Annotated in this window: 18 protein-coding genes; 12 read left to right on the top strand and 6 right to left on the bottom strand. The window is 64.9% G+C overall.

The window, feature by feature from the left end:
- The first annotated feature begins 3 nt into the window (after positions 1–3).
- From ACSKT0_RS17475 to ACSKT0_RS17455, 5 genes are all read left to right on the top strand, one after another.
- Positions 4–897, top strand: coding sequence for a uroporphyrinogen-III synthase (locus ACSKT0_RS17475; protein ID WP_437770887.1), 894 nt, complete (start codon positions 4–6; stop codon positions 895–897).
- On the top strand, positions 894–1874 hold the full coding sequence (gene hemB, locus ACSKT0_RS17470) for a porphobilinogen synthase (RefSeq protein WP_284751590.1): 981 nt from the start codon (positions 894–896) through the stop codon (positions 1872–1874). The genes ACSKT0_RS17475 and hemB overlap by 4 nt, the downstream gene beginning before the upstream one ends.
- The gene (locus ACSKT0_RS17465) at positions 1874–2950 is read left to right on the top strand and encodes an LLM class flavin-dependent oxidoreductase (protein ID WP_437770886.1); all 1077 of its coding nucleotides are present in this window, start codon (positions 1874–1876) and stop codon (positions 2948–2950) included. The genes hemB and ACSKT0_RS17465 overlap by 1 nt, the downstream gene beginning before the upstream one ends.
- 62 nt (positions 2951–3012) lie before the next feature.
- Positions 3013–4335: a glutamate-1-semialdehyde 2,1-aminomutase gene (hemL, locus tag ACSKT0_RS17460; RefSeq protein WP_437770885.1), complete on the top strand. Its 1323-nt coding sequence runs from the start codon at positions 3013–3015 to the stop codon at positions 4333–4335.
- A 63-nt stretch (positions 4336–4398) separates the two neighbouring features.
- Positions 4399–5709, top strand: a complete 1311-nt coding sequence (locus ACSKT0_RS17455; protein WP_437770884.1) for a glycoside hydrolase family 3 N-terminal domain-containing protein — start codon at positions 4399–4401, stop codon at positions 5707–5709.
- Positions 5710–5810: 101 nt separating this feature from the next.
- Here the strand turns inward: ACSKT0_RS17455 and ACSKT0_RS17450 are convergent, their stop codons facing one another.
- The 4 genes from ACSKT0_RS17450 to ACSKT0_RS17435 all read right to left on the bottom strand — a co-directional run bounded on the left by ACSKT0_RS17450 (position 5811) and on the right by ACSKT0_RS17435 (position 9351).
- Positions 5811–6548: an amino acid ABC transporter ATP-binding protein gene (locus ACSKT0_RS17450; protein WP_236811991.1), complete on the bottom strand. Its 738-nt coding sequence runs from the start codon at positions 6546–6548 to the stop codon at positions 5811–5813.
- Positions 6545–7318 (bottom strand): amino acid ABC transporter permease, encoded by a 774-nt coding sequence (locus tag ACSKT0_RS17445; RefSeq protein WP_437770883.1) that lies wholly within the window; start codon positions 7316–7318, stop codon positions 6545–6547. Before ACSKT0_RS17445 ends, ACSKT0_RS17450 begins: the two co-directional genes overlap by 4 nt.
- A gap of 12 nt (positions 7319–7330) precedes the next feature.
- Positions 7331–8284: an ABC transporter substrate-binding protein gene (locus tag ACSKT0_RS17440; RefSeq protein WP_437770882.1), complete on the bottom strand. Its 954-nt coding sequence runs from the start codon at positions 8282–8284 to the stop codon at positions 7331–7333.
- 356 nt (positions 8285–8640) lie between these two features.
- Positions 8641–9351 carry a 3'-5' exonuclease gene (locus ACSKT0_RS17435; protein WP_437770881.1) on the bottom strand — a complete coding sequence of 237 codons (711 nt, stop codon included), beginning with the start codon at positions 9349–9351 and terminating at the stop codon, positions 8641–8643.
- Positions 9352–9439: 88 nt separating this feature from the next.
- Between ACSKT0_RS17435 and ACSKT0_RS17430 the strand changes: the two genes are divergently transcribed.
- The 3 genes from ACSKT0_RS17430 (at position 9440) to ACSKT0_RS17420 (ending at position 16733) form a co-directional block, all read left to right on the top strand.
- Positions 9440–9856, top strand: a complete 417-nt coding sequence (locus ACSKT0_RS17430; RefSeq protein WP_437770880.1) for an MGMT family protein — start codon at positions 9440–9442, stop codon at positions 9854–9856.
- An 86-nt stretch (positions 9857–9942) separates the two neighbouring features.
- Positions 9943–13209 (top strand): ATP-dependent helicase, encoded by a 3267-nt coding sequence (locus tag ACSKT0_RS17425; RefSeq protein WP_437770879.1) that lies wholly within the window; start codon positions 9943–9945, stop codon positions 13207–13209.
- The gene (locus ACSKT0_RS17420) at positions 13206–16733 is read left to right on the top strand and encodes an ATP-dependent helicase (RefSeq protein ID WP_437770878.1); all 3528 of its coding nucleotides are present in this window, start codon (positions 13206–13208) and stop codon (positions 16731–16733) included. The genes ACSKT0_RS17425 and ACSKT0_RS17420 overlap by 4 nt, the downstream gene beginning before the upstream one ends.
- A gap of 19 nt (positions 16734–16752) precedes the next feature.
- Here ACSKT0_RS17420 and ACSKT0_RS17415 read toward each other — a convergent pair whose 3' ends face one another.
- Entirely contained in the window at positions 16753–17955 is a 1203-nt protein-coding gene (locus ACSKT0_RS17415) for a macrolide 2'-phosphotransferase (protein ID WP_437770877.1), read from the bottom strand.
- Positions 17956–18098: 143 nt separating this feature from the next.
- Here ACSKT0_RS17415 and nudC point away from each other — a divergent pair, with 143 nt between their 5' ends.
- Genes nudC through ACSKT0_RS17400 form a run of 3 tightly spaced genes read left to right on the top strand, consistent with a single transcriptional unit; the run spans position 18099 to position 21843 of the window.
- A complete protein-coding gene (gene nudC, locus ACSKT0_RS17410) occupies positions 18099–19085 on the top strand; it encodes an NAD(+) diphosphatase (RefSeq protein ID WP_437770876.1) in 987 nt (328 codons plus the stop codon).
- Positions 19082–21214, top strand: coding sequence for an ATP-dependent DNA helicase UvrD2 (locus ACSKT0_RS17405; protein WP_437770875.1), 2133 nt, complete (start codon positions 19082–19084; stop codon positions 21212–21214). Before nudC ends, ACSKT0_RS17405 begins: the two co-directional genes overlap by 4 nt.
- A complete protein-coding gene (locus ACSKT0_RS17400) occupies positions 21214–21843 on the top strand; it encodes a M48 metallopeptidase family protein (RefSeq protein WP_437770874.1) in 630 nt (209 codons plus the stop codon). The genes ACSKT0_RS17405 and ACSKT0_RS17400 overlap by 1 nt, the downstream gene beginning before the upstream one ends.
- Before the next feature lie 15 nt (positions 21844–21858).
- Here ACSKT0_RS17400 and ACSKT0_RS17395 read toward each other — a convergent pair whose 3' ends face one another.
- The gene (locus ACSKT0_RS17395) at positions 21859–23304 is read right to left on the bottom strand and encodes a zinc-dependent metalloprotease (protein WP_437770873.1); all 1446 of its coding nucleotides are present in this window, start codon (positions 23302–23304) and stop codon (positions 21859–21861) included.
- A gap of 418 nt (positions 23305–23722) precedes the next feature.
- Here ACSKT0_RS17395 and ACSKT0_RS17390 point away from each other — a divergent pair, with 418 nt between their 5' ends.
- Positions 23723–24751, top strand: a complete 1029-nt coding sequence (locus ACSKT0_RS17390) for a YlbL family protein (RefSeq protein ID WP_437774068.1) — start codon at positions 23723–23725, stop codon at positions 24749–24751.
- The last annotated feature ends 92 nt before the right edge of the window (positions 24752–24843 follow it).

The raw sequence follows: 24843 nt of genomic DNA, 5'->3' as shown, positions 1-24843 counted from the left end.
ACCATGGGGCGGCACAGCGCGGTGAAGTCGGGGGAGGCCCGGGTCCTTGAAGGCGCCCGGGTTCTTGTGACGCGCAGCCCTGATCGTGCCGCCCCGCTCGTCAGCGCCCTGCGGGAAGCCGGCGCCGAGCCGCTCTTGTTGCCCTTGATCGACTTTGAGCGTGCCCGCGACCAGCATTCCCTCGAGGTCGCCTTGGACGCCCTCCTCGCGGGAGCGTACGGCTGGCTGGTGGTCAGCAGCATCACCACGGTGCGCGCCCTGAAGGAAAAAGCGGCCGAGCGTCGCTTGGAGTTGAAGGACCTGATTCCGGCTTCCGTCCGGATCGCGACGATTGGTCCGTCGAGCCGGCGGGTCCTCGAAGCGGAGGGCATTCCCGTGGACCTCGCGCCGGAAGCCGTCCAGTCTGCCGCGGGACTCGTGGCCGTCTGGCCTACAGGCCCGGCCAGTGTGCTGTTGCCCCAAGCGGACATCGCCGACGCGATGTTGGCGGAGGGGATCGTAGCCAAGGGAGCCGCGGTCCAGTCAGTGACGGCATACCACACCGTGGACTACCCGGCGGCCCCCGAACGCAGGCTGACTGCTGCCTTGGTAGCGGCGAACGGCTGGAAAACAGGGGCGGGATCCGGGGCGCCGGAGCTCACCCCCGAAGCCGCCAAGGCCGAACTTTCCGGAGGCCGGCTCCACGCCGTCGTCGCAGCTTCACCCAGTGCGGCACGCCGCATCCACGCCTCGCTGGGGCCTCTGCAGGATTGCCGCTTTATTGCGATCGGGCGCTCGACGGCGGCAGAGGCCGCCGCTCTCGGCATCCCGGTCGCGGCAACCGCCAAGGAACCCACACCCGACGGCATCGTGACCGCCCTACGCACCGTATTCGCCACCGAAGGGAACGAAAGTTGAGCTTTCCAAACCACCGGCCCCGCCGGCTCCGCACCACCCCAGCCATGCGCCGGATGACCGCAGAACACCGTCTGGCCCCCGCCGACCTCATCCTGCCGGCCTTCATTCGTGAAGGGCTCAGCGAACCGGCTCCGATCAGCTCCATGCCCGGTGTTGTGCAGCACACCACCGACTCGCTCAAGCGCGCCGCTGCGGAAGCCGTGGAACTCGGTGTCAGCGGCATCATGCTGTTCGGTGTCCCGGCCGTCCGAGATGCCCGGGGAACTGCCTCCCTGGATCCGGACGGCGTGCTGAACAAAGCCATCCGCGACGTCCGGGCGGAAGTTGGCGATGACCTGGTTGTCATGGGCGACGTGTGCCTCGACGAATTCACCGACCACGGCCACTGCGGCGTTCTGGACGCCAACGGCTACGTTGACAACGACGCCACCCTCGAAATCTACGCTCAAATGGCCGTAGCCCAGGCCGACGCCGGTGCCCACGTCCTGGGGCCGTCCGGGATGATGGATGGCCAGATCGCCGTGATTCGCCAGGCCCTTGAAGAGGCCGGACACCAGAACACCGCGCTTCTGGCCTACGCGGCGAAGTACGCCTCCGCCTTCTACGGCCCATTCCGCGAAGCCGTGGACTCGCAGCTCAAGGGTGACCGTCGGACGTACCAGATGGATGCCGCCAACCGCCGCGAAGCCATCATCGAGGTGGAACTCGACCTCGAAGAGGGCGCCGACATGGTGATGGTCAAGCCGGCCATGAGCTACCTCGACATCCTCGCCGACGTCGCCGCCATGAGCCCGGTTCCCGTGGCGGCCTACCAAATCTCCGGCGAGTACGCCATGATCGAAGCGGCTGCCGCGAACGGCTGGATCGATCGCCGCGGCGCCATCACAGAATCCGTGCTCGGCATCAAGCGGGCCGGCGCCGACATGGTGCTGACGTACTGGGCCTCCGAGCTTGCCGGCTGGCTTAAGGAGTCCTGATGACAGATAACGCTTCCACTCCCACGGCCCCTGTTGGAGCTACGGAGATCCTCCTCGGACTGAATACTTTCGGTGACGCCGGGGTGGACGCCGGCGGCAACCCGAAACCGCATGCACAGGTTTTGCGGGAGCTGCTGGCGGAAGCGGATCTGGCGGACGCCGTGGGGCTTCATGCATTCGGGGTTGGGGAGCACCATCGCCGCGACTTCGCTGTCTCGGCGCCCGAAGTGTTCCTGGCGGCCGCCGCCGCCCGGACATCGCAGATCAAACTCGGTTCGGCGGTCACCGTGCTCAGCTCAGACGACCCCATCAGGGTCTTCCAGCGCTTCTCGACCGTTGACGCGATCTCAAACGGTCGTGCGGAGGTGATGCTGGGCCGCGGCTCCTTCGTGGAATCGTTCCCCCTATTCGGGCTGGACCTGGCGGACTACGAAGTCCTGTTCGAGGAGAAGCTGGAACTCTTCGACAAGGTCCGGGCGCAGAAGCCCGTGTATTGGGAAGGCCGTACCCGGCCGAACGTGAACGGAATGAGCGTTTTTCCGCCGCTGGAACACCACTTGCTGCCAACGTGGATCGGTGTGGGTGGAACCCCCGAGTCGGTGCTGCGCTGCGCCCAATACGGCTATCCGATTATCTTCGCCATCATCGGCGGGGAGCCGCGCCGTTTTGCCCCCTTGGTGGACCTGTACCGCGAGGCAATGGAAAAATATGGGCACCCCATGCAGCAGATTGCCACCCACTCGCCCGGCTACGTCGCTCCCACCGACGAGCAGGCCCGGGAGGAACTGTTCCCGCATTGGCTGGCCCAGCGCAACCGCATCGGCGCGGAACGCGGCTGGGGACCGGCGAGCAGGGGCGAGTTCGACGCCATGTGCGGACCTGAGGGAGCACTTTACGTGGGTTCCCCGGAAACGGTCGCCCGGAAGATCGTTTTGCTGAAGCGGAACCTCGGCGTCGACCGTTTCGACCTCAAATACAGCAACGGAACCCTGCCCCACGAATCCATGATGCGCTGCATAGAACTCTTCGGCACCGTGGTGGCCCCACTGGTGGCCAAGGAGCTTGCCGACGCCTGAACGCGGCTGAACCGTCTTTGCCGGCGCCTGAGCCGTCCCGAATCCCTGAAAGAATGGACACCATGACTTCAAACACCCCTGTCTCCGACCAGCTGTTCGACCGCGCCCGTTCCCTGATGCCTGGCGGCGTCAACTCTCCGGTGCGCGCCTTCGGTTCCGTCGGCGGGACCCCGAAGTTCATGGTTTCGGCGCAGGGTCCGTACCTGACCGACGCGGATGGCCGCGAATACGTAGACCTCGTCTGCTCATGGGGCCCTGCGCTGCTGGGTCACGCGCACCCGGCCGTCCTCGAAGCCGTCCACGCCGCCGTCGACCGCGGCTTGTCCTTCGGCGCCTCTACGCCCGATGAGGCAAACCTCGCCGCGATCGTCAAGGAACGCGTCTCCGCCGTCGAACGCATCCGCATGGTGTCCACGGGCACCGAGGCCACCATGACCGCCGTACGCTTGGCTCGCGGGTTCACTGGCCGCAACCTGATCGTGAAGTTCGCCGGCTGCTACCACGGCCACCTCGATGGACTGCTCGCCGCCGCTGGCTCGGGCCTTGCGACCATGGCACTGCCCGGTTCGGCCGGTGTCACCGAAGCTGCCGCCGCTGAAACCCTCGTCCTGCCGTACAACGACCTCGGCGCGGTGGAAGCCGCTTTCGCTGCGCACGGCAACAACATCGCTGCCGTCATCACCGAAGCCGCTCCCGCCAACATGGGCGTCGTCACCCCGGACGAAGGGTTCAACGCAGGGCTGTCCCGCATCACCCGCGAACACGGCGCCCTGTTGATCCTGGACGAGGTGCTCACCGGCTTCCGCACGGGCTACGCGGGCTACTGGGGCCTCACCGGCCGCCAGGAAGGCTGGATGCCGGACCTGCTGACCTTCGGCAAGGTCATCGGCGGCGGCATGCCGACGGCGGCCCTCGGCGGGCGTGCCGACGTCATGGATTACCTTGCGCCCCTTGGTCCGGTGTATCAGGCAGGAACCTTGTCCGGGAACCCGGTGGCAATGGCCGCAGGCGTCGCCACCCTGACGCTCGCGACCCCGGAGGTCTACAGCTTCGTGGATGCCCGCTCGCTGGAACTTTCGGCGGCACTCTCGTCGGCGCTGGACACTGCCGGCGTGGACCACTCGATCCAGCGCGCAGGGAACCTCTTCTCCGTGGCCTTCGGCACTTCGGCCAACGGCGTCCACAACTACGCCGACGCCCAGGCCCAAGATGTCTTCCGCTACGCACCGTTCTTCCACTCCATGCTGGACTCCGGCGTCTACCTGCCGCCCTCGGTCTTTGAGGCATGGTTCCTGTCCGCTGCCCACGACGACGTCGCCATGAACCGGATCTTTGACGCGCTCCCTGCAGCAGCCAAAGCGGCCGCGGAGGCCACCGCCCTGTAACGCCACTTTTCCCGATGCTGCGCAGCCTGCTCCTTGCACGCCCCGCCGGGCCGGGAGCAGGCTGTGGGCAACGATCGAATCTACAAGGCGATGATTCTTGTGCTCAAGCCGTCCAGAATTTCAGTGCTCATCCTCTTCGCCCTGATGGTCGGGGCATTTGCCGGCATTGCCCATGCCGACGCCCCTGACCGCGGGTTCCCGGCCGTCGGAGACCCGCCCCCGCCGCCGGGCACCCCCCAGGCCGCCCCAACGCCTCGGTTTTCCAGCTCTCCGTCGACGGGATCGCCGAGCGTTTCTGCAACGCCGGCCGGTCCTACTGAGCTGCCGCCGCCACCGCACCCGACGCCGGAACAGCGGCTCGCGGGCCTGACCCTGGAACAAAGGGTAGGGCAATTGTTCATGGTGGCGGCCAAGGCCGACGGAAGCGATTCAGGCGCAGTGGCCGATCTCCTGAACAACCACGTCGGCAATATCTATTTGGCCGGACGCAGCCAGGCCGGCGTCGCGGCGACGGCATCAGTTGTGGAAAAGCTGAGGGCGGCGATTTCGCCGGCCTCAAGCCGTGGCTTGCCTCTGTCCGTCGCGACGGACCAGGAGGGCGGCTCCGTCCAAGTCCTCCGGGGACCTGGATTCCTGCCTATTCCCGCAGCCTTGGACCAAGGCAACTCGAGCCCTGAACAACTACGTGCCGACGCCCGGAACTGGGGGGCCGAACTCTTGCAGGCCGGGGTGAATGTTGACTTGGCGCCGGTACTTGATACGGTTCCCAGCCCCGAATTTGCGCCCTCGAACAAGCCCATTGGGGCGTTCAAGCGTGAATACGGCTTCACCCCGGCCGCGGTGTCCGAGCACGGGAACGCGATGGCGGCCGGACTGCGGGACGCGGGGGTGGCCCCCGTGGTCAAGCATTTCCCAGGAATGGGGCGCGTCAGCCTTAACACTGACGTCAGCGCGAACGTCCACGACGCCGAAACCACCCGGACGGATCCGTACCTGATGCCGTTCAAAGCCGCGATCGACAGCGGACTCCGGTGGGTCATGATTTCGAACGCCTACTACGACAAGATCGATCCCGACCATGTGGCCCCGTTTTCGTCGGTGATCATGCGCACCATGTTGCGGACGGACGCGGGGTTCACCGGCATCATTGTGTCCGATGACCTTTGCAACGCCGTGCAGCTGTCGCCGTGGAGCATGGGGGATAGGGCAACGAACTTCATCGGGGCGGGCGGCACCATGGTTCTGTGCGCAGACACGGCTTCAGTTCCGGCGATGTACGCCCAGGTCCTGCAACGTGCGCAGGCCGATCCTGAATTCCGCAAATCAGTCGATGCCGCTGCTTTGACTGTTCTTCAAGTCAAGGCAGGGCAGTAGCCCCGGTTACGGGCCGGGGCGGACGTGAAAAATCCCCGGTTTCCGGACGATTCACCACGATGGTGGTTCGTCCGGAAACCGGGGATCTTCGTTGCTAAGGCCTAGAGCACGTCCGAAAGGAAGCCCTTCAGGCGATCGGTCCGCGGCTCGGTGAAGAGTTGTTCCGGCGATCCGGTCTCTACGACGACGCCTGCGTCCATGAACGTCACGGTGTCGGACACGTTCCTTGAGAAGCCCATTTCGTGGGTTACCACCACCATGGTCATGCCGCCCTTGGCCAGATCGGTCATGAGCGCGAGAACGCCCTTGACCAATTCAGGGTCCAGGGCCGATGTTGCTTCGTCGAAGAACATCACCTCGGGCTTCATGGCGAGCGCCCGGGCAATGGCCACTCGCTGCTGTTGCCCGCCGGAGAGGTTGGCTGGCCGGGCGTCGGCCTTGTGCTTGAGTCCTACGAGGTCCAGTTGGGCCAGGGCATCCTCCCGTGCCTGCTCCTTGGACATGCCACGGAGCTTCCGCAGTGCGAGGGAGACATTTTCCGCCACGGTCTTGTGCGGGAACAGGTTGAACTGTTGGAAAACCATGCCGATCCGCCGGCGCAGTTCATCCGGGTTGTCCTTGAGCACCGAACGGCCATCGAGCAAAATGTCACCCTGCTCGGGTTCGATGAGCCGGTTCATGACCCGCAGGAGCGTGGATTTCCCCGAGCCGGAAGGACCGATCACGGAAGCCGTGGTGCCCTTCTCGACGTGCAGGTCGATGCCGCGCAGGACATGGTTGGAACCGAAGGACAAATGGATGTTTTTAGCCGTCAGTGTTCCTGAAGCGAACTCGCTCATGCCTGGGCTCCCTTCCCGACGACTGCAGCCGCCTCGTCCGGTTCTTTCTTTTCCGGTCGCCCCGAACGCAGGCGGCGGTCCAGCCAGTTCACGAAATGCGTGAGCGGAATCGTCATGACCAGGTAGAACAGGCCCGCCGCCACGTAGGGGGACAGATTGCCGCTCGTAGACGCAAAGTCCTTGCCGATCTGGAAGACTTCCCGTTCAGAGGCGAGGAGACCCAGGACGAACACGAGGGAGGACTCCTTGATCAGCGCAATGAACTGGTTCACGAGCGCGGGCAGCACGCGGCGTACACCCTGGGGAACCACCACAAGCCGCATGGCAGGGCCGTAGCCGAACCCCAGTGCTCGTGTTGCCTCGAGCTGCCCCCTGTCGACGCTCTGGATGCCCGAGCGGAAGATCTCGCCGATGTACGCCGCCGACATCAGGGACAGAGCCGCGACAGCCAACGGGTACGGGCTTGTTGAGCCCGTCAAGTGCCGGATGATGGGTCCGAAACCGAGGCCGATCACGAGGATCGTGAGCACTGCCGGGAGCCCGCGGAGGACATCCGTGTAAATCCTGGCAATCCACCGGGCGACAGGATTCCGGGAGATCCCCATGAGGGCGAGCAACATCCCGAGCAGCGTTCCGATGATGCCGGAGGTGACGGCGAGGACAAGCGTGTTCGGCAAGCCGACCGCGAACATCTTGGGGATGACTTCGCCCATCGCCTTCCAGTCGAGGAAGGTCTCGCCGAGCTGTTTGAGGATTTCCTGGAGATCCATGGAATGCCTGGGTTACTTGGCCGGGATCTGGACGGCCTTGCTGCCCGGCTTCCAGCCCTGCGGGGTCTGCTCCGCCGTCGTCGGGCGGTCCTTGTACCACTCGGCCGTCAGCTTGGTCCAGGTACCGTCTGCGATCACGGCGTCAAGGCCGGAGTTGAGGGCATCGAGCAGAGGCTGGTTGTCCTTGTTCACGGCCCAGGCGGTGAAGTTCTGGGTGTTGACGACCTTTTCGGCGATCTTGGTGTTGTCGCCGTCCTTGACCTGGCCGGTTGCCTGCTGCGACGGGGCGACCCAGGCATCAACCTGGCCGCTCTTCACGTTGGCGTAAACCGTGTTGTAGTCCGGGAAGCGGACGGGCTCAAGCTTGAGCGTGTTGGTGACGTAGTCGTCCTGGACGGTGCCTTGAACGACGCCGATGCGGACGTCGGACTTGAGGTCCGCGAAGCCCTTGATCTTGGAGTCGGACTTGGTCACGACAGCCATGTAGCCGAAGTCGTAGCCATTCGTGAACCCGACCGACTCGCGGCGCTTGTCCGTGGTGGAGATCGAGGAGGATCCGACGTCGAACTGCTTGTTCTTGACCTGGGAGAGCAGTGCGGAGAAGTCAGTGGAGGCGAACTCGACCTTGAGGCCCAGCTTGGCTCCAACTGCGCGCAGCAGCTCGTTGTCATAGCCGGTGAACTTGCCCGAGGGATCGATGAAGATGTTCGGCGGGGCGTCCGAGAGGGTGCCGACGCGCAGGGTGCCGTCGGTGATGAGGCCCAGCTTGGACTTGTCGATCTTGTCCAGCGGGGTGACGTCCTTGGTGGTGTACTTGTCCAGAGTCTTCTGGTCGCTGCCTTGGAGGGCATCGGTCGGCGAGGCGCTGCTGGTGCTGCCCGCTCCGCCACCGCACGCGGCCAGGGAGACGGCCAGGATTGCAGCCACGGGGACAGCAGAGAACCACTTCAGGGCTTTGATTTTCATCAAGCAAATCACTTTCATCGGGGAACACGCGTTCGTATCGAGACGGGCGGGGAACGCAGCCAAAGCAGGTTTGGGCCGCAATATCAGGACTCGACCCGCCAAACTTAATTATGTCATCCGCCCATTCAGCGATAAATTGACGGCGATAAGACGTGGGATTCCCGGAAACTCCGAATTAAATTCAAGATCGAATGGAAATTGTGCTTGAAGTGCCGCGCCCCTCAGGCCTCGAGAGGAATTCGTGACTGACGTCCAGCTGGCTTTCAGGCAGTAAGGGCCATGTGACGTGCGTCCCATCATGCGGACTCTGGAAAAGCGTCCGGTACGTGGACGGCCGCTATGGAAGTCCGGCCGCTTTAGAAGTCTCCCCGGCTGGCATCTTCCGGAGGAAGGACCGGCCAATTGCCTTCGATGACGGCTGTCGGTTTGGTCTTGCGCAGGTAGCTCTGGAAATCGGCGGCCTGTGCGGCCGCCCAATCGACCTGGAGGTGATGCAGCTTGGAAGCGGGCATTTGCAGTTTCGGGAACTTGCCGGCCATGGCATCGAGGACGCGCAGCGTGGCGAGGGCGTCCGCAGCGGAGGTGTGGGCGTTATCGAGGTTCACACCGTACTCCTCGCACAAAGCGGTCAGGGTCCGCTTGCCCTTGCGGTACCGGTCGACCTGCTTGTTCATGACGTAGGGGTCAAGCACGGGGAAACGGCTAAGTTGCGGCACACCGTAGCGGGCGGATTCGGCCGCCAGGACCGTGAAGTCATAGCTGGCGTTGAATGCAATGACCGGCACGCCGTCGTCGAATAGTTCCTGGAGCGCTGCCGCGAGTTCTCGCGTCACTTCTGCCGCCGGACGGCCCTCGGCCCTCGCCTTTTCCGTCGTGATGCCGTGGATCTCGCTGGCCTCCAGGGGGATCTCCACTCCAGGGTCCGCCAACCATTCGAGTTCCTTGACGATGCCGCCGTCGTCGTCCACTACCGTGACGGAAGCGGTGACGATCCTCGCGGAACGGGAGTTCCGTCCCGTGGTCTCAAGGTCGAACGCGGCGCGGGGGAGGGTGTTCCAGGAGTTCATGCTTCAACGCTACCGGCGCCCTACGACAAGAACCGGAGCGACACTCCTTCTGCTCCGATCCGGCGGCGCATGCCGATAGGCTGGTGGCATGCGGATGGAGTTTGTGACGGCGGTACTGGCCGTCGTGGATCTCATGCCGCCCGGCGTTGCCGTGTCGTATGGGGATGTTGCCGAGCTTCTGGGCTCAGGCGGTCCCCGGCAGATCGGATCGGTCATGAGCCACCATGGGAGCACAGTGGCTTGGTGGCGCGTACTGCGTGCAAGCGGGGAAGCGCCCCCGGGACTTGAGTCGGAAGCGCTACATCACTACTTGGATGAGGGAACGCCGCTGCACGGCGCCTACGCGGAGTATCTGCGGACCGGCGAGGGCCGCTGGCGGGTTGACCTGTCCCTGGCCCGGTGGGCTCCGACGGACCAGGATTTCGACAGTATCGATGCGATCTCAGGCCAACTCGAGCGTCAGCTCCATAAATTGTCGGTACCCGATGATGAAATGACCGTGTGAGTCCAACACGAACACCTCAAGCAACAACGCAGGAAGCAACACGGGCACAACCGCGGCAGATACAGTCGCGGCAAGCGCCCGCCCGGTTGCGCCTGCTTCCCCCGCGCGAGGTCCACTACGCAGCGCCGGAGTTGTCGGCCGACCAGGCCGCCGTCGTGGGGCTCCCGCACGGATCCGGGCCGGTCCTGATACCGGGGGCGCCGGGCACCGGAAAATCCACTGTACTGGTGGAAACCGCCGTCCGCCGGGTTCAGCGTGACGGCGTGGATCCGGAACGGATCCTGATTCTCGCACCCGGCCGGCATGCGGCGTCGGCGTTGCGGGACACCTTTACAGGGCGGCTGGACCGCAGCTTGAGTACGACGCCGGCGCGCACCTGGGCGTCATACGCTTTCGATCTGATCCGCCGAGCCAAGGCCGAGGGCGTGCTGCCGCTGCAGCGGCCGCCCAAATTGCTCTCGGGGCCGGAACAGGACCTCATCATCAAGGAACTGCTGGAGGGGCACGCCCGGCCGGGCTTCGAACTTCCCTGGCCGCAGGACTTGTCGGCCGCGTTGCCAACCCGGGGTTTCCGCCAGGAGATCCGGCAACTCTTCGACCGGATCATCGAATCCGGCCGGACTGCGGATGACCTCACGTCGCTTGCCTATGAATGCGGCAGACCGGACTGGATCGCTGCCGCAGACCTCTATTCGGAGTACCGGGATGTCCTGGACCTGCGCATGCCGGAGGCCTTTGACCCGGCAGGAATCATTACCGCCGCGCGCCAAATCTTCCAGGACTCGCCCGGATTCCTGGCGGCAGAGCGCGAGCGGCTGCAGTTGATCCTGGTGGACGACGTCCAAGAGGCAAACCCCGCCGTGTTTGAACTGCTCGCGGACATCGCGGAAGGAAAGGACGTTTTGGTGGCGTCCTCCCCGGACACCGTCGTCCAGGGGTTCCGCGGCGCACGACCGGACCTTGTTTCAGAACTGCCGCGGCTTCTCGGAGGCCTTGCGGGTATCGTGCGGGAGCTTCCGCTATGGCACACTCACCGGCACCTCCCCGACGTCGCAAAAGCGTGGACGGGGGTAGCTGCGCGCATCTCGCAGCGTGCGGGAGGCCAGTTGGCCCGGCGTCTGGACCCACTTCCTGCTTCGGCAGAGGAGACTCGTTCCGGAGGTAGCCAGGCCATGGGCCGGGTGGAAGCACATGTGCTTCCGTCCACAGTCCACGAATTGCGCTACGTGGCACAACGCATCCTTGAAGCACAGCTGCGCGAAAACCACGAGTTCGGCGACATCGCAGTGATTGTGCGCAACGGTGGGCAATTGGCGCAGCTCCAGCGCTATCTGAGCGGTCAGGGAATCCCGGTCCGCGTCCCCGTCGCGGACTCGGCTGTCCGCGACGAAGTGGCTGTCCGTCCCCTGCTTGAGGTGTACGGCGTGGTGCTGGATGCTGCCAAGCTGACGCCTGAGTCTGCCGTCTCGCTTCTCACGTCGAGGATCGGCGGGGCTACCGCCATCGAGTTGCGCCGCCTGCGGCAATCCCTGCGCCGGGAGGAACTGTTGGGCGGTGGTGGACGGTCCAGCGATGCGTTGCTGGTTGAAACGTTGCTGGAGCCTGGGGCACTGGGTTCTTTGGGCATCGAGGGTAGTTCGGCCCGGCGCCTGGCCCGCATGATCGCGGCGGGACGTTCGGCGGCCGCCGAACCCGGAGCTAACGCGGAGACGGTGTTGTGGGCGTTGTGGCAAGCCACCGGCCTGGCTTCGCGCTGGACGGAAATGGCGCTCGACGGCGGCGCGGCCGGCGCCCGGGCGGACCGGGACCTTGACGCGATGATGGCACTGTTCCACACCGCCGAGCGCTATGTCGACCAACTCCCCGGCTCCGGTCCCGAACAGTTCCTCGAGTATCTGCTCAGCCAGGAACTCCCCATGGACACCCTTGCCGCCAGGGCACAGTTGGAGGAAGCAGTGGAGCTCATGACGCCGGCCAGCGCGGCCGGGCGGGAGTGGGCCGTGGTCATCATGGCGGGTCTGCAGGAGGGCGTCTGGCCCAATACAAGGCTCCGTGGTGAACTCCTTGGGAGTACTTTGTTCGCCGATGCCGTGGAGCATGGAGTCGAACATGCCTTGCAACGCGGGCCCCTCAGCAGGCTGCGGGATATCCGCTACGACGAACTGCGCAGCTTCTCCACAGCCGTTTCGCGGGCCCGGGAAGTCCTCATCTGCACCGCGGTTTCTTCCGAAGACGAGCAGCAGTCTGCCTTTCTCGACTATGTAGCCCCTTTGGAACCGGGACAGTACCAACGTGAGTACACACCGGTTGGCCGGCCCATGACGCTGCGTGCCTTGGTGGCAGAGCTGAGGCAGCGCGTTCAGCCGGACGACGCCGCGCTCGCCCGCCCGGGCGTGGCAGAGGACGCCGCGGAAGCTGCTCGCGTGCTGGCACACCTTGCCACCGCAGAGCCCGCAGTGCCGGGCGCGCATCCGGATTCCTGGTGGGGACTGGCACCGCTCAGCAGCGAGGCGCCGGTAGTACCGGGGGAAGGCACGGTGTTCGTTTCTCCCTCGAAGGTGGAAACTGTGCACAAATCGCCGTTGGATTGGTTTGTCCAGGCGGCCGGGGGCGAAGCCGCTACCGACTTTGCCCGCAGCCTGGGCACCTTGGTCCATACGATTGCCCAGGAGTTGCCCGATGCTTCCGGCGCTGAATATGTCGCGGAGCTCGTGCGTCGCTGGCCGACCCTGGGCATGAAGGACAACTGGGAGGGCAGGCTGGACTTCCAACGGGCAGAGCAGATGGTCCGGAAACTCGCCCAATACGTCCTTGTCATGCGGAGCGAAGGCCGAAGCCTGGCCGGGGTCGAAGTGGACTTCGAGGTTCCCCTTCCGGAGGTGCGTCTGGGCCACGTTGCCGAAGATTCCGATGTTGTCCGGAACGCCGTGCTCCGGGGGCAAGTGGATCGTTTGGAAATAGATGCTGAGGGCAGGTTGGTGATTGTCGACCTTAAGACGGGCAAACGTCAGCCTGGCAAAGCCGAACTCGCCAGGCACCCCCAGCTCGGTGCGTATCAGGCGGCGGTACTGCACGGGGCATTCCAGGATCTGCCTGTTCCGGGGCTTGTTCCCGGCGGTGCCGTGCTGGCACAGCTGGGGACCAAGACAAAAACGCCTGCGGTCCAAGTGCAGGAGCCCCTGGACCCGGGAGATAACTGGGCACAGGACCTTGTCAGCGAGGCTGCCGTGCTCATGGCCGGAGCAAGCTTCGAAGCACGTCACGATCCCTCGAAAGGCAGCCATGGAGGCCACGGCTGCCGACTGCCCGATATTTGCCCGTTGTGCGCCAGGGGAAAGCAGGTCACGGAATGACCGTCCAGACACTCGCGGGAATTGAGGCCGGAGACGCCGCCGAAGATGCCGCGGTCCTGCCGGAACCTCGATTTTCGCCCGGCGAATTGGCCGATATCCTCGGCGAACGGAACCGTCCCACGGACGAACAATCCGCGATTATTGCGTCACCGTTGACCCCCCGGCTGGTCATCGCCGGCGCCGGATCGGGGAAAACCGCAACCATGGCGGACCGTGTGGTGTGGCTCGTCGCGAACGGATGGGTTCGCCCAGAAGAGGTCCTTGGCGTCACCTTCACCCGTAAAGCCGCAGGGGAGCTGGCCAGCCGTATCCGTGCGAAATTGGCCACCCTGCAGCGCATCGCGTCCTCGGACAACGGGCAGTACGGCTTCCCGGAGGGCGTTGCAGGCTCCGATGAGCTTGAACCCAAAGTGTCCACGTACCATTCCTACGCCAGCGGGATCGTGTCGGACTACGGCCTGCGCCTGGGCATCGAGCGCGATGTGGTGCTGCTCGGCGGCGCCCAGGCCTGGCAGCTCGCGAGTGAAGTGGTCGAAGCGTACGACGGCGACTATGAGCACTTCACCGCTGCCAAGTCCACGCTGGTCAACGCCGTGATGCAGTTGGCCGGCGAGTGCGCCGAACACTTGCGAGAACCAGCCGAGGTTCAGCGCTGGTTGATGGACCGGGTGTCCGAATTCGCGCAATTGCCCTATGTGTCCGCGGCGAAAAAGAACCCGAGCCAAGCTGCCGGTGATCTCGGCGCCATGTTGCGCACAAGGGCCAGCGTCGCGGACATGGTGGGACGCTACCAAGAGGCCAAAAGGAATCGCGGCGTCCTCGACTTCGGCGACCTCGTTGCGCTCGCCGCGAAGATCGCCCAGGACATACCCTTGGCGGCTGCCACCGAACGGGCCCGCTACAGGGTGGTGCTGTTGGATGAATTCCAGGACACCTCGCACGCGCAACTGGTCCTGTTCTCCCGCCTGTTCGGGGGAGGGCACGCTGTGACGGCGGTAGGGGATCCGAACCAGTCCATCTACGGGTTCAGGGGTGCTTCCGCCGGCCAACTGTTCCACTTTGTCCAGGAATTTCCCGTCCGGGTGGAAGACGGTTTTGGAACGGCATCCCTGACAACTGCACCCACCTCGTACCTGACCACTGCGTGGCGGAACGGGCGCAGCATCCTGGCCGCCGCCAACGTCATTTCCGCCCCTCTGAACAAGGCCGCCGCGAATGACGGAGCCCCGGGCTCCAGGGCCGACGACGGTTCCGTCGCAGTGCCTGCGCTGCAGCCGAGCCCGGCAGCCGTGGAGGGTAACGTCGTTCTCGGACGATTTGCCACCGACGAAGACGAAGCCGCAGCGATTGGGCGGGACGTCCGGCGCTACCGGCGCACAGTCTTTGAAACCGCGGCCGACGGTACGCCGGTTTCTCCCACTATTGCGGTGCTATGCCGCCGCCGGGCACAGATGGAGTGCTTGCGGCGGGAATTCGAGGTCCAGGGGATCCCGTACGAAATAGTCGGCCTCGGCGGGCTCCTCGACACCCCTGAAGTAGTGGACCTCGTTGCCGCGCTCCGGGTCCTCGCCGATCCCGGCCGTTCCGATGCCCTGATGCGTTTGCTGGCAGGCGCCCGGTGGAGGATCGGAACTGCTGATCTGATGGCATTCCGCGACTGGTCCCAGTTCCTCGCCAGGCGGCGATCCCACGGCGGTGCGGGGGACCGCGGCGCCGCAGGCGATGCGTCAATCGCGGACGAAAGCCCGATGGAGACGGTCGTAGAGAGCGACATTACCGATGCGGCCAGTCTCGTGGAAGCGCTGGACTTCCTGCCACGCCCGGGGTGGACTTCCGGCCACGGACGCTCGCTCAGCGCGGAGGCTTTGGACCGTCTTGGCCGGCTGTCTGCGGAACTTCGGAACCTGCGGGGGTTCATCGGAGACGATCTGACCACGCTGATCGGCGAGGTGGAACGTGCCATGCTGCTGGACATTGAGGTTGCTGCCAAGCCCGGGATGAGCATCCACCAGGCCCGGCGGAACCTGGACGCATTCCATGATGCCGCGGCGGGTTTCCTGCAGACTTCGCAGCGCGTGGACCTCCTGGCTTTCCTGGGCTGGCTCGAAGCGGCCGCATCGGAAGAAGGCGGACTGGACATGGCCGACGCCGAGGTGAACCACGAAGCCGTGCAATTGCTGACAGTCCACGCCTCCAAAGGATTGGAATGGGACGTTGTTTTCGTCCCCGGTCTCAACGCCGGAGCCTTTCCGAGCAACCGGGACTCCCGGTGGAGCAGCGGTACCGCTGCCTTGCCATGGCCCCTTCGTGGCGACCGGGCGGATCTCCCTCAATGGGATCTGGACCAGCCGGACCAAAAGGGCTGGTTGGACGCCGAAAAGGACTTCAAATCGGAAGTCCAGCACCACGGCGAAGCCGAAGAGCGGCGACTCGCCTACGTTGCCTATACCCGCGCAAAGTTCGTCCTTTGGGCATCGAGCGCCGCGTGGAATGGTTCCCGGGCAGGCATTGCCGAAACGTCACCTTTCCTTGCAGAGCTGGCCGGCCTTGCCGGTGAGGCAGGAGACAACGGGGGCGGAGCATCGGCTGCCATTCACCCGCAGTCCCTCAGCGAAGACGCTCTGCCCGCTGAGAGTCCCTTGACAGTCGGCACCGAGGTGGCGATCTTCCCCTATGATCCGCTGGAAGGTCCCAGCGACCCTCGCACAGGGGAACGGCTCCGCTTGGTACCGGGGCGGCGGACCGCCATGGAGGCGGCAGCAACCCGGGTCAGGGAGGCCATCGAGGGACTGCGGACGGATTCGCCGCTGGTCGTCGATGCCTCGCGGACCTCCCTCCGCGGTGCCGCAGCGGGCTGGGCCGCCGAAGCGGAGTTGTTGTTGGAACGGCAGTTGCGGCGGAAGCCCGTCCAGGACGTCTATTTGCCCGGACACATCTCGGCATCGATGTTCGTTGACCTGGGAGACGACCCCAGCGCGGTCCTGGCCCAGCTCCGGCGCCCGGTGCCCCGGCAACCCGGGATCTCGGCACGCAAAGGCACCGCTTTCCATTCCTGGGTGGAGGAATACTACGGAACCACCGGCATGCTGGATATCGACGAAGCCCCCGGCTCTGACTCCCACATTGACGAAGCCTATGGACTTGACGACATGGTGGCGACGTTCAGCAATTCAGAATGGGCACACCGGTCCCCGGCCTTTGTTGAAGTTCCCGTGGAAACAAGGATCGGGGACGTCGTGGTTCGCGGACGGATTGACGCAGTTTTCCGCGGCGCGGACGGTGTATGGGAACTGGTGGACTGGAAAACGGGCAAGCGCCCGGCCGGCAGTCAACTCAAGACGCGTGCGGTGCAACTGGCCGTCTACCGGCTGGCATGGGCGCGCCTCAAGGGTGTGCCCTTGGAGCAGGTCAGTGCAGCGTTCTACTACGTTGCCGATGACGCTGTCGTGAGGCCACATGACCTGGGCACGGCCGCGGAACTGGAGAGGATCATCGCTTCCGCGCTGGGTAGCCGAAACCGATAGGTAGCCAAGCCGGGAAGGACTAGTGGTCCTTGGCGTCCTGGAGCGGCGCGGGCTCCACTATCTGGAGGGCCGTCGTCGAGGTGTCGTCAGCTTCGGACGGCGCCTCCGGCGTCGGGTCGGTCCCGTCTGCTGAATCTCCCGAAGGCTCCGGGATAGCTGTAACGCTCACCGTGGGCTTCGCGGAGTCGCCCTCCGGGGCCTTCTCTTCCGAAGCCATAACGACTGCCGGTGCTGCCGGCCCTTCCGCGGCGGCCCGTTCCGCAGCTGCAAGTTCCGCCGCGGCATCTGCCTCCTCGGCTGCCAAGGCGTTCTGCTCCTCGATGTCGTCGGCGAGGGATTTGAGCATCGCCTCGGCCTCTGCCGTCATCTCGCTGTGACCGGCTGCCAAGGCCTTGACGAGATACTGGGCCAGGGCGAATTCGGCGAGAAGTGCCGAGCGTCGCAGCAAGTGGCCATCCGGCGTGTCCCGCCGGGCTTCCGTGTAGTGCCGCAATACGGACTCCACGAAGCGCTGTTCGTTTGAGGCCACGAGCCAGGCGAAGTCATCGGCGGGATCGCCGATGCGCAGATCGGTCCACCCCGTCACGGCCGTCACGCTGTCGCCGTCGACCAGCAGATTGTCTTCATGGAGATCGCCGTGCACGACGCACGGGTTGAAGCGCCACAGCGCCACGTCCTCGAGTGCGTGCTCCCAGCGACGCAACAGCGCGGGCGGAATCTTGCCCGTGGTGGCGGCCTGGTCCAGCTCGTTCAACTTGCGCTGGCGGAATTCGTTGGCCGTGTAGCTGGGAAGATCGGCGTTGTTGACGAGCGATTGGGGGAGATCGTGGACGGCGGCCAGTGCCACACCGATCTCCTTGGCCAAGGCATCACTGCAGGTCGACAACTCTTCGATGCTGCGCGTGGCACCAGCCAAGTGGGCGTACACAAATGTGCTCAGCGCACCTTGGCGGACGGTTCCGGCCACAGTGGGCATCAGAAAGGGCAGCTCGGCCCGGATCGCCGGAGCGAAAGCCCGCAGAATCATGAATTCGGTTTCAAGCCGGGTGCTGGCTTCCGGATGGCGCGGCGAACGGACACGCCACCGTTTGCCCTCGGAGTCCAGCAGAAGCGCCGAATCGAAATCGGCAGCATCATCCGGGGCGGTGGCGGCAGCCATCGGCGTCAGGCCGGGCACCGCCGCAGTAGCTACAGCGGCCAGTTCGAACGGTGTTCTTCTCACGCCTTCCACGGTAGATTGACAAGCGCTTCTGGCAGCGATGCAGTGCGGCGAGTCTTGAGATCCGCTGGAAAACAGCTTCCGGGGGCCTGGATCGCTGAAAGATCCAAATGTCAATTGTCGGTGCGAGTCAGTACGGTAGGTACATGAGTTTCACCGAGTTCCAGGCGCCGGCAAACCACCTTATCGATACCGTTCTTCCAGTGCGCCCTGCCATGGTTGACCGCGGATCTGCCGAGCGCCTGAGGCCAGGCATGCTTGACGAAGTGATCTCCTCAGGATCGGCCAAGGCCGTGGTGGTGTCGCAGCGTCAGGCCCTCGTGGTGGGTGACAAGCTGTGGCTGGGCGACGCCGCGCCGCTCTTCGAAAACCTTAAATCCGCCGGCGGACCGCTCACTGCCATTTATCTCGGCCGGACGCTCGCTGCTTCCCCTGTCCCGGAGCAAACACCAATCGTCCTCTTTGTGCCCACCGAGCCGGTTTCGCCTGGGGCCGCGGGCCTTCCGGCCGACGGCTCCTGGGCGGGATTCCGGGAGGTCGCCGCGCGCCTCGGTGCCATGGACACAGCCTTGTTCGTTGAGGCCAGCGCCATTTCCAATTGGCATGCCACCCATACACACTGCCCGCAGTGTGGAACTCCCACGGAAATCGAAGCCGGCGGCTGGGTTCGCAGGTGCCCGCGGGACAAATCGGAACACTATCCGAGGACCGATCCGGCCATCATCGTCACCGTGGTCGGTTCCGACGGCAGGCTGCTCCTCGGCGGAGGAGGGCCGCTTGACGCCAAGAACTACTCCACGCTGGCCGGCTTCGTTGAGCCGGGGGAATCGCTTGAACAGGCAGTGGTTCGCGAAATCGGGGAAGAAGTGGGGGTGCGGGTCACGGCCTGCCAGTACCTTGGCTCGCAGTCGTGGCCGTTTCCGGCCTCGCTGATGCTCGGGTTCACCGCAACAACGGACGACGTCGAGGCCCGGCCCGACGGCGTCGAAGTCACCCGGGCGCGCTGGTTCAGCCGTGCGGAACTCCAGGCAGCCGTGCTCAGCGGCGAGATCACGATCTCCACGAGGCTTTCGATAGCGCGTTCCCTGATCGAGCACTGGTACGGCGGCGTCATCGAGGACCTCCAGCAGTGACAGAGGGTATTTTCAGCGACACCGTTTCACTCGAGGACCGGGTTCTCGGCGGCCTTGACGCCGAGCAACGGGAAGTCGCCAGCAACCTTACTGGTCCCATGTGCGTCCTCGCAGGAGCGGGTACGGGAAAAACCCGGGCCATTACGCACCGCATCGCCTATGGTGTCCACTCCGGCGTTTACAGCCCTCAGCGCCTCCTGGCCGTCACCTTCACCTCCCGGGCCGCCGCCGAGATGCGCAGCCGGCTGCGGGATCTTGGCGTCGGCAACGTCCAAGCCCGCACCTTCCACGCCGCTGCACTCAGGCAATTGCAGTTCTTCTGGCCGCAGGCGGTCGGTGGCGTCCTGCCAAACTTGCTGGACCACAAGGCGAACATGATCGCCGAAGCCGCGCGGCGGCTCCGGCTGGGTACGGATCGAGCTTCAATCCGCGACCTTGCGGCGGAGATCGAGTGGGCCAAGGTTTCCATGCTGACGCCGGCCAACTACCTTGAGAACGCGCACGGCCGCGGCACTCCGGGAGGTTTCGACCTCACCGCCGTCGCGCGGGTTTTCCAGTCGTACGAGGACGTGAAGACGGACCGCAACGTGATCGACTTCGAGGACGTCTTGTTGATCACGGTGGGCATCCTTCAGGAGGACCCGAAAGTGGCAGCCACGGTCCGCGAGCAGTACCGGCACTTTGTGGTGGACGAATACCAGGACGTTTCCCCGCTGCAGCAGAGGCTTCTTGAGCTGTGGCTTGGCGGCCGCGACGAACTCTGCGTGGTGGGCGACTCCAGCCAGACCATCTACTCCTTCACGGGAGCCTCTCCCAAGCACCTCCTTGGATTCAAGGGCCATTACCCTTCAGCGACGGTCGTCAAACTCGTTCGCGACTACCGTTCCACGCCTCAAGTGGTGAAGCTCGCCAACGACCTCCTTGGATCGCGCCGCAGTGGTGGAACGGTTGCCGACGCAGCCTGGGCCAAACCCCTGCAGTTGGTAGCCCAGCGCCCGGCCGGACCGGAGCCGCGGTTCATGGAATGCCCCGACGACGAGGCCGAGGCGGCGGTGGTCGCAGGCAGGATCCGGGAATTGATCGACGCCGGCACCAAGGCGAGCGAGATTGCCGTGCTGTTCCGCACCAACGGCCAATCGGAAGCGTACGAACAAGCCCTTGCTTCGGCGGGTATCGGCTATCAGCTGCGGGGCGGTGAGCGGTTCTTCGCGCGCAAGGAAGTCCGGGACGCCATCCTGCAGTTGCGCGCCGCCACGCGGGCGGTAGCCGAGGATTCCGCCAAGGAGCCTCTCGGCCAACTGGTCCGGGACATCGTGGCTTCGCTCGGCTACACCGATGCAGCCCCGCATAGCGGCGGCGCACTCCGTGAACGCTGGGAGTCGCTGGCCGCCCTGGTGGCCCTCGCGGACGAACTCGCCGTTAGCCGCGGGCCGGAATTCACCTTGATGGAATTCGTCAACGAACTCCAGGAACGCTCCGTGGCCCAGCACGCCCCGACGGTCCAGGGCGTGACGCTCGCATCGCTGCACGCAGCGAAGGGCCTGGAATGGGACGCCGTGTTCCTGGTGGGCTTGAGCGAGGGACTTATGCCCATTTCCTTCGCCGACACCCCCGAGAGCGTGGACGAGGAACGCCGCCTCCTCTACGTCGGGATCACGCGGGCACGCGAGCACTTGAACCTGTCCTGGTCCACGGCCCGCACGCCGGGTGGCCGTGCCAACCGCAAGCCTTCGCGCTTCCTCGACGGGCTCCGCCCCGACTCGGTGCTCGGAGCCAGCGCGCGCAGCCGCCCCACGCCACGGCGCAAGGCGGCAGCACCGGCGTCGTGCAGGGTCTGTGGCACGATGCTCGCCACTGGCGCCGAACGCAAAGTGGGGCGCTGTAGCCAGTGCCCGCCCACCTACGAGGACCAGACCTTTGAGGCTTTGCGGCAATGGCGCAAGGAGGAGGCCCTGAGCAACGAAGTTCCCGCTTATGTGGTCTTCACCGACGCGACATTGACGGCCATCGCCGAGGCCCGGCCGGAGTCCCTTGAGGAACTGGCGAAACTCGCCGGCGTCGGACCTTCCAAACTGGAAAAGTACGGCGAAGCCGTGCTGGCAGTTCTGGTCGAGAACGGGTCTGCCTAGTGCGCCGGGTAGCAGGCCAGCCCGATCTGCCGCTGACCACCGATGACGGCATACCCGTCGTCGTTCGCCGCTCTGCCCGCCGGCGTCGTACCGTGGCGGCTTTCTGGGAGGACGGGAACGCCGTTGTGGCGATCCCTGCCCACTTCACGAAGGCGCAAGAAGGCGAATGGGTCCGGCGGATGCTGGACAAGCTCAAGCGCCAAGGGCAGAGAGGCGCCCAGGGCGCCGGCAGGCGGAAACCCGCGAGCGATGCAGCCCTTGCCGGTCATGCCGCGGAACTGTCTTCAAAGTTTCTGGGCGGGCGAGCCATCCCGACGTCGGTCCGCTGGGTCAGCAACCAGAAGTCGCGGTGGGGCTCGGCAACTCCGGCGGACGGGACTATCCGGCTTTCCGACAAGCTCCAGTCGATGCCGCAATGGGTGATCGACTACGTGTTGCTCCACGAACTCGCGCATTTGCTGGTGGCCGGGCACAACGCCGCGTTTTGGCGCTTGCTGGAGGCTTACCCCGAAACACAGCGGGCGAAGGCCTTCCTGGAGGGCGTCGCCTTTGCGACGTCCCGTGGGCTTGGACCGGATGAAGAAGGCGCCGGCGCTCCAGCCGGAAGCTGGGACGCCGACGCCGACTAGGCGTTCAAGGAGCGGCTAAGCTTTCGGTTCGCCCGGCTCCGTGTTGTCAGGGGAGTCTCCGTCTTCAGGCTTCGGAGCCTCCGGGCTCCCCTCTGTGTTCTCCTCATCCTTCGGAGCGTCGTAGCCACCTTCAAGGAGCTTCTGCAGGGCATCGTCCACTTCGGTGTCGCTGGCTTCGGCCAGGCGGCGCCGTTCGGTGAAGCCCGCCGGGTCGTCGAGGTCATGCGCCGTGGGGAGCAAATCGGGGTGCTGCCAGATGGCATCGCGCCCGGCGATTCCCCGCTCGTCCTTCAGGGCAGCCCACAGCGTGGCGGCTTCGCGCAGGCGTCGCGGACGCAGCTCGAGTCCCACCAGCGACGAGAACGCGTGTTCAGCGGGTCCTCCCGTGGCGCGGCGCCTCCGCACCGTCTCACGGAGTGCGACGGCGGATGGCAGCACGTTCTCGGTGGCCGCAGCCGTGAGTTCGTCCACCCAGCCCTCAACCAGCGCCAGTGCGGTTTCGAGTTTCTCCAATGCAGCCGATTGTTCAGGAGTGCGCTCAGGCGTGAACACCCCTTGGGAGAGGGCTTCTTGAATGCCCTCGGGGTTGCCGGGATCCAGGTCCCGGGCGAGGTCCTCGACGCGGGACAGGTCGATGTGGATGCCTCGGGCATAAGCTTCGATCGCGCCGAGGAGATGGCCGCGCAGCCATGGAACCTGCACGAAGAGGCGGGAATGCGCGGCTTCGCGGACGGCGAGGAACAACCGGACGTCATTCTCAGGGACGCTCAGGCCTTCGCCGAATTTCGCCACATTGGCCGGGAGCAATGCCATCTCGAGATCAGCTAGTGGAACGCCGATGTCGGTGGAGCTGACCACCTCGGCTGACAGGGCGCCGATCGCCTGGCCCAGCTGCATACCGAAGATGGCTCCGCCCATGTTCTGCAACATGGACGAGGTGCCACCCATCATGGCCTTCATTTCTTCCGGCATTTGCTGGGTCAGGGCGTCCGACAGGGCGTTGGCGATGCTGTTGGCCACCGGCTCCGTGAGCCGTTTCCACGTAGCGAGGGTAGCTTCCACCCATTCAGCGCGGGACCACGCGCGGCCGATGAGGCCCGTTGCCTGAAGATCGGTGACTGGATCCAACCAGAGTTCCGCGAGCCGGAGCGCCTCGTCGACTTCGCGTGTCTGCACGGCATTCACCGACGGATCCGTGCCGGCAGCGGCAACCCGGCGTGCATTCTCGTGGGCGAGCTGCCAATTGACGGGACCATCCGAAGTGGAGCTCATCATGGCCTGCACCTGGGCGAACATTTGCTGCAGCATGTTGGGGTCGTTCGGCAGCCCTGCGGCCTTTGCCAATTCGGCGGGGTCGATATTGCCCATGCCTTGCCCGCCCATGAGGTTCTTCAGCATTTCTGCCAAGGGATCCACGGGTGAATCGTCTCCGTTGGGAGGGGTATTTGGGTTGGAGGTCATGGTGCCGCCGATCGTCGGTGTGACTGGTGATCACTTTCAAGGTACCGCGATGCCCCGGGGCTGTCTGCCTCAGGAACGCGTCGTTCGCTCTAGGCAAAGCACCTCAGGCGGGCACAGCAAAGTAGGGTGGATCGTTGGTATGTTTACTGGCCTCCACCATGAGGGGGTCGAAACGGTAGTGCCGGGCACGCGGTTCCCGGCGCGGAGAGGTCTTCCATTGACTAGTTTGCCGAGCCCCGGAGCTGCCGGGGAACCCGGACAGCCTCTCGACCCCTCCAACTCGCCGGACATCCCGACGTCGCAAGGCCATTCCCCGGAGCCGGAGCCTGCACAAACGCAGGAGCCAAGCCAGGACCCGGGGGAGGAACCGCCCAATGCACCCCAACCGGCACGGCGCCGTGACGGCCGGTACGTCGCGATGCTCGTCTCCGGCGCACTGACCATTGTGTTGGGAATCGCCGCGGCTGTCCTCCCTGTTCCATATGTCGTGGAATCTCCCGGACCGACGTTCAACACCTTGGGCACGGACCACGACAAGCCGGTCATTAGTATCTCCGGGCACGCGACCTATCCTGCCAAAGGAAATCTGGACCTGACCACCGTCTACATCAACGGCGGCCCCAACGGACCCGTCAACATTTTCGAGGCCTTCCAAGCATGGCTGGATGGTTCCAAGGCCGTATACCCCGAAGAACTTCTCTATCCCAAGGGCGTCACCAAGCAGCAATCCGAACAGGAAAGCGCGCTCGCCATGACTACCTCCCAAGAGAACGCAGTTGCCTCGGCACTCAGGGAAGAGAACATTCCGTACGGGCAGAAACTTGCAGTCGCAGGGTTGTCCGATGGCTCGGCCTCGGCAGGAAAGCTCCAAACAGGGGATGTCTTCACGTCGATCAACGGCAAGGCGGTCACGTCCCTGAACGTCGTCCAAACCGCACTGGCCGACGGCGCGGGCGCGCCCGCCGCCGTCGTCGTCGATCGGAATGGCAAGCCTGTGACGGTGAGCATCACTCCGGGCAAGGGCTCGAACGGCAAGTACATCCTGGGCGTACTGCTTCAGTACAAGTTCACCTTCCCGTTCGACGTCAAGATCTCCCTGGACCAGGTGGGCGGACCGAGCGCCGGCATGATGTTCGCGCTGGGCATCATCGACAGCATCACCCCCGGCGACCTCACGGGGGGCAAGCATGTGGCCGGCACCGGCACCATTTCGCCGGACGGCACCGTGGGACCCATTGGTGGAATCGCCCAGAAAATGCGCGGAGCCCGCAACGGCGGCGCCACGCTTTTCCTCGCGCCTGCCGCCAATTGCGACGAGGTCGTGGGGCACGTTCCGGACGGGCTGCAGGTAGTCAAAGTGGACACTCTGGCGGACGCAAAATCAGCTGTCGAGCGACTCGCCTCGGGCCAGAATGTGTCCCGCCTCCCGACATGCTCCAACAACTAGACTGATGATGGAACTTAGCTCCACTGCCACTCGTGGCACTAATGACGGCCTCCGCCATTAGCACCCGGCACCGGGGCCGACGAACACACGCA

This window comes from Arthrobacter sp. KNU40 (assembly GCF_051515115.1).
Classification (GTDB): Bacteria; Actinomycetota; Actinomycetes; order Actinomycetales; family Micrococcaceae; genus Arthrobacter.
Note: the sequence above shows the minus strand (reverse complement) of the source record. Positions and strands in the feature narration are given on the sequence as shown.

Bases quoted from the DNA above. Each gene is read 5' to 3' on its own strand.
- ACSKT0_RS17475 (WP_437770887.1), top strand. From the start codon at position 4: ATGGGGCGGCACAGCGCGGTGAAGTCGGGGGAGGCCCGGGTCCTTGAA.
- ACSKT0_RS17465 (WP_437770886.1), top strand. From the start codon at position 1,874: ATGACAGATAACGCTTCCACTCCCACGGCCCCTGTTGGAGCTACGGAG.
- hemL (WP_437770885.1), top strand. From the start codon at position 3,013: ATGACTTCAAACACCCCTGTCTCCGACCAGCTGTTCGACCGCGCCCGT.
- ACSKT0_RS17450 (WP_236811991.1), bottom strand. From the start codon at position 6,548: ATGAGCGAGTTCGCTTCAGGAACACTGACGGCTAAAAACATCCATTTG.
- ACSKT0_RS17445 (WP_437770883.1), bottom strand. From the start codon at position 7,318: ATGGATCTCCAGGAAATCCTCAAACAGCTCGGCGAGACCTTCCTCGAC.
- ACSKT0_RS17440 (WP_437770882.1), bottom strand. From the start codon at position 8,284: ATGAAAATCAAAGCCCTGAAGTGGTTCTCTGCTGTCCCCGTGGCTGCA.
- ACSKT0_RS17435 (WP_437770881.1), bottom strand. From the start codon at position 9,351: ATGAACTCCTGGAACACCCTCCCCCGCGCCGCGTTCGACCTTGAGACC.
- ACSKT0_RS17430 (WP_437770880.1), top strand. From the start codon at position 9,440: ATGCGGATGGAGTTTGTGACGGCGGTACTGGCCGTCGTGGATCTCATG.
- ACSKT0_RS17420 (WP_437770878.1), top strand. From the start codon at position 13,206: ATGACCGTCCAGACACTCGCGGGAATTGAGGCCGGAGACGCCGCCGAA.
- nudC (WP_437770876.1), top strand. From the start codon at position 18,099: ATGAGTTTCACCGAGTTCCAGGCGCCGGCAAACCACCTTATCGATACC.
- ACSKT0_RS17395 (WP_437770873.1), bottom strand. From the start codon at position 23,304: ATGACCTCCAACCCAAATACCCCTCCCAACGGAGACGATTCACCCGTG.
- ACSKT0_RS17390 (WP_437774068.1), top strand. From the start codon at position 23,723: ATGCTCGTCTCCGGCGCACTGACCATTGTGTTGGGAATCGCCGCGGCT.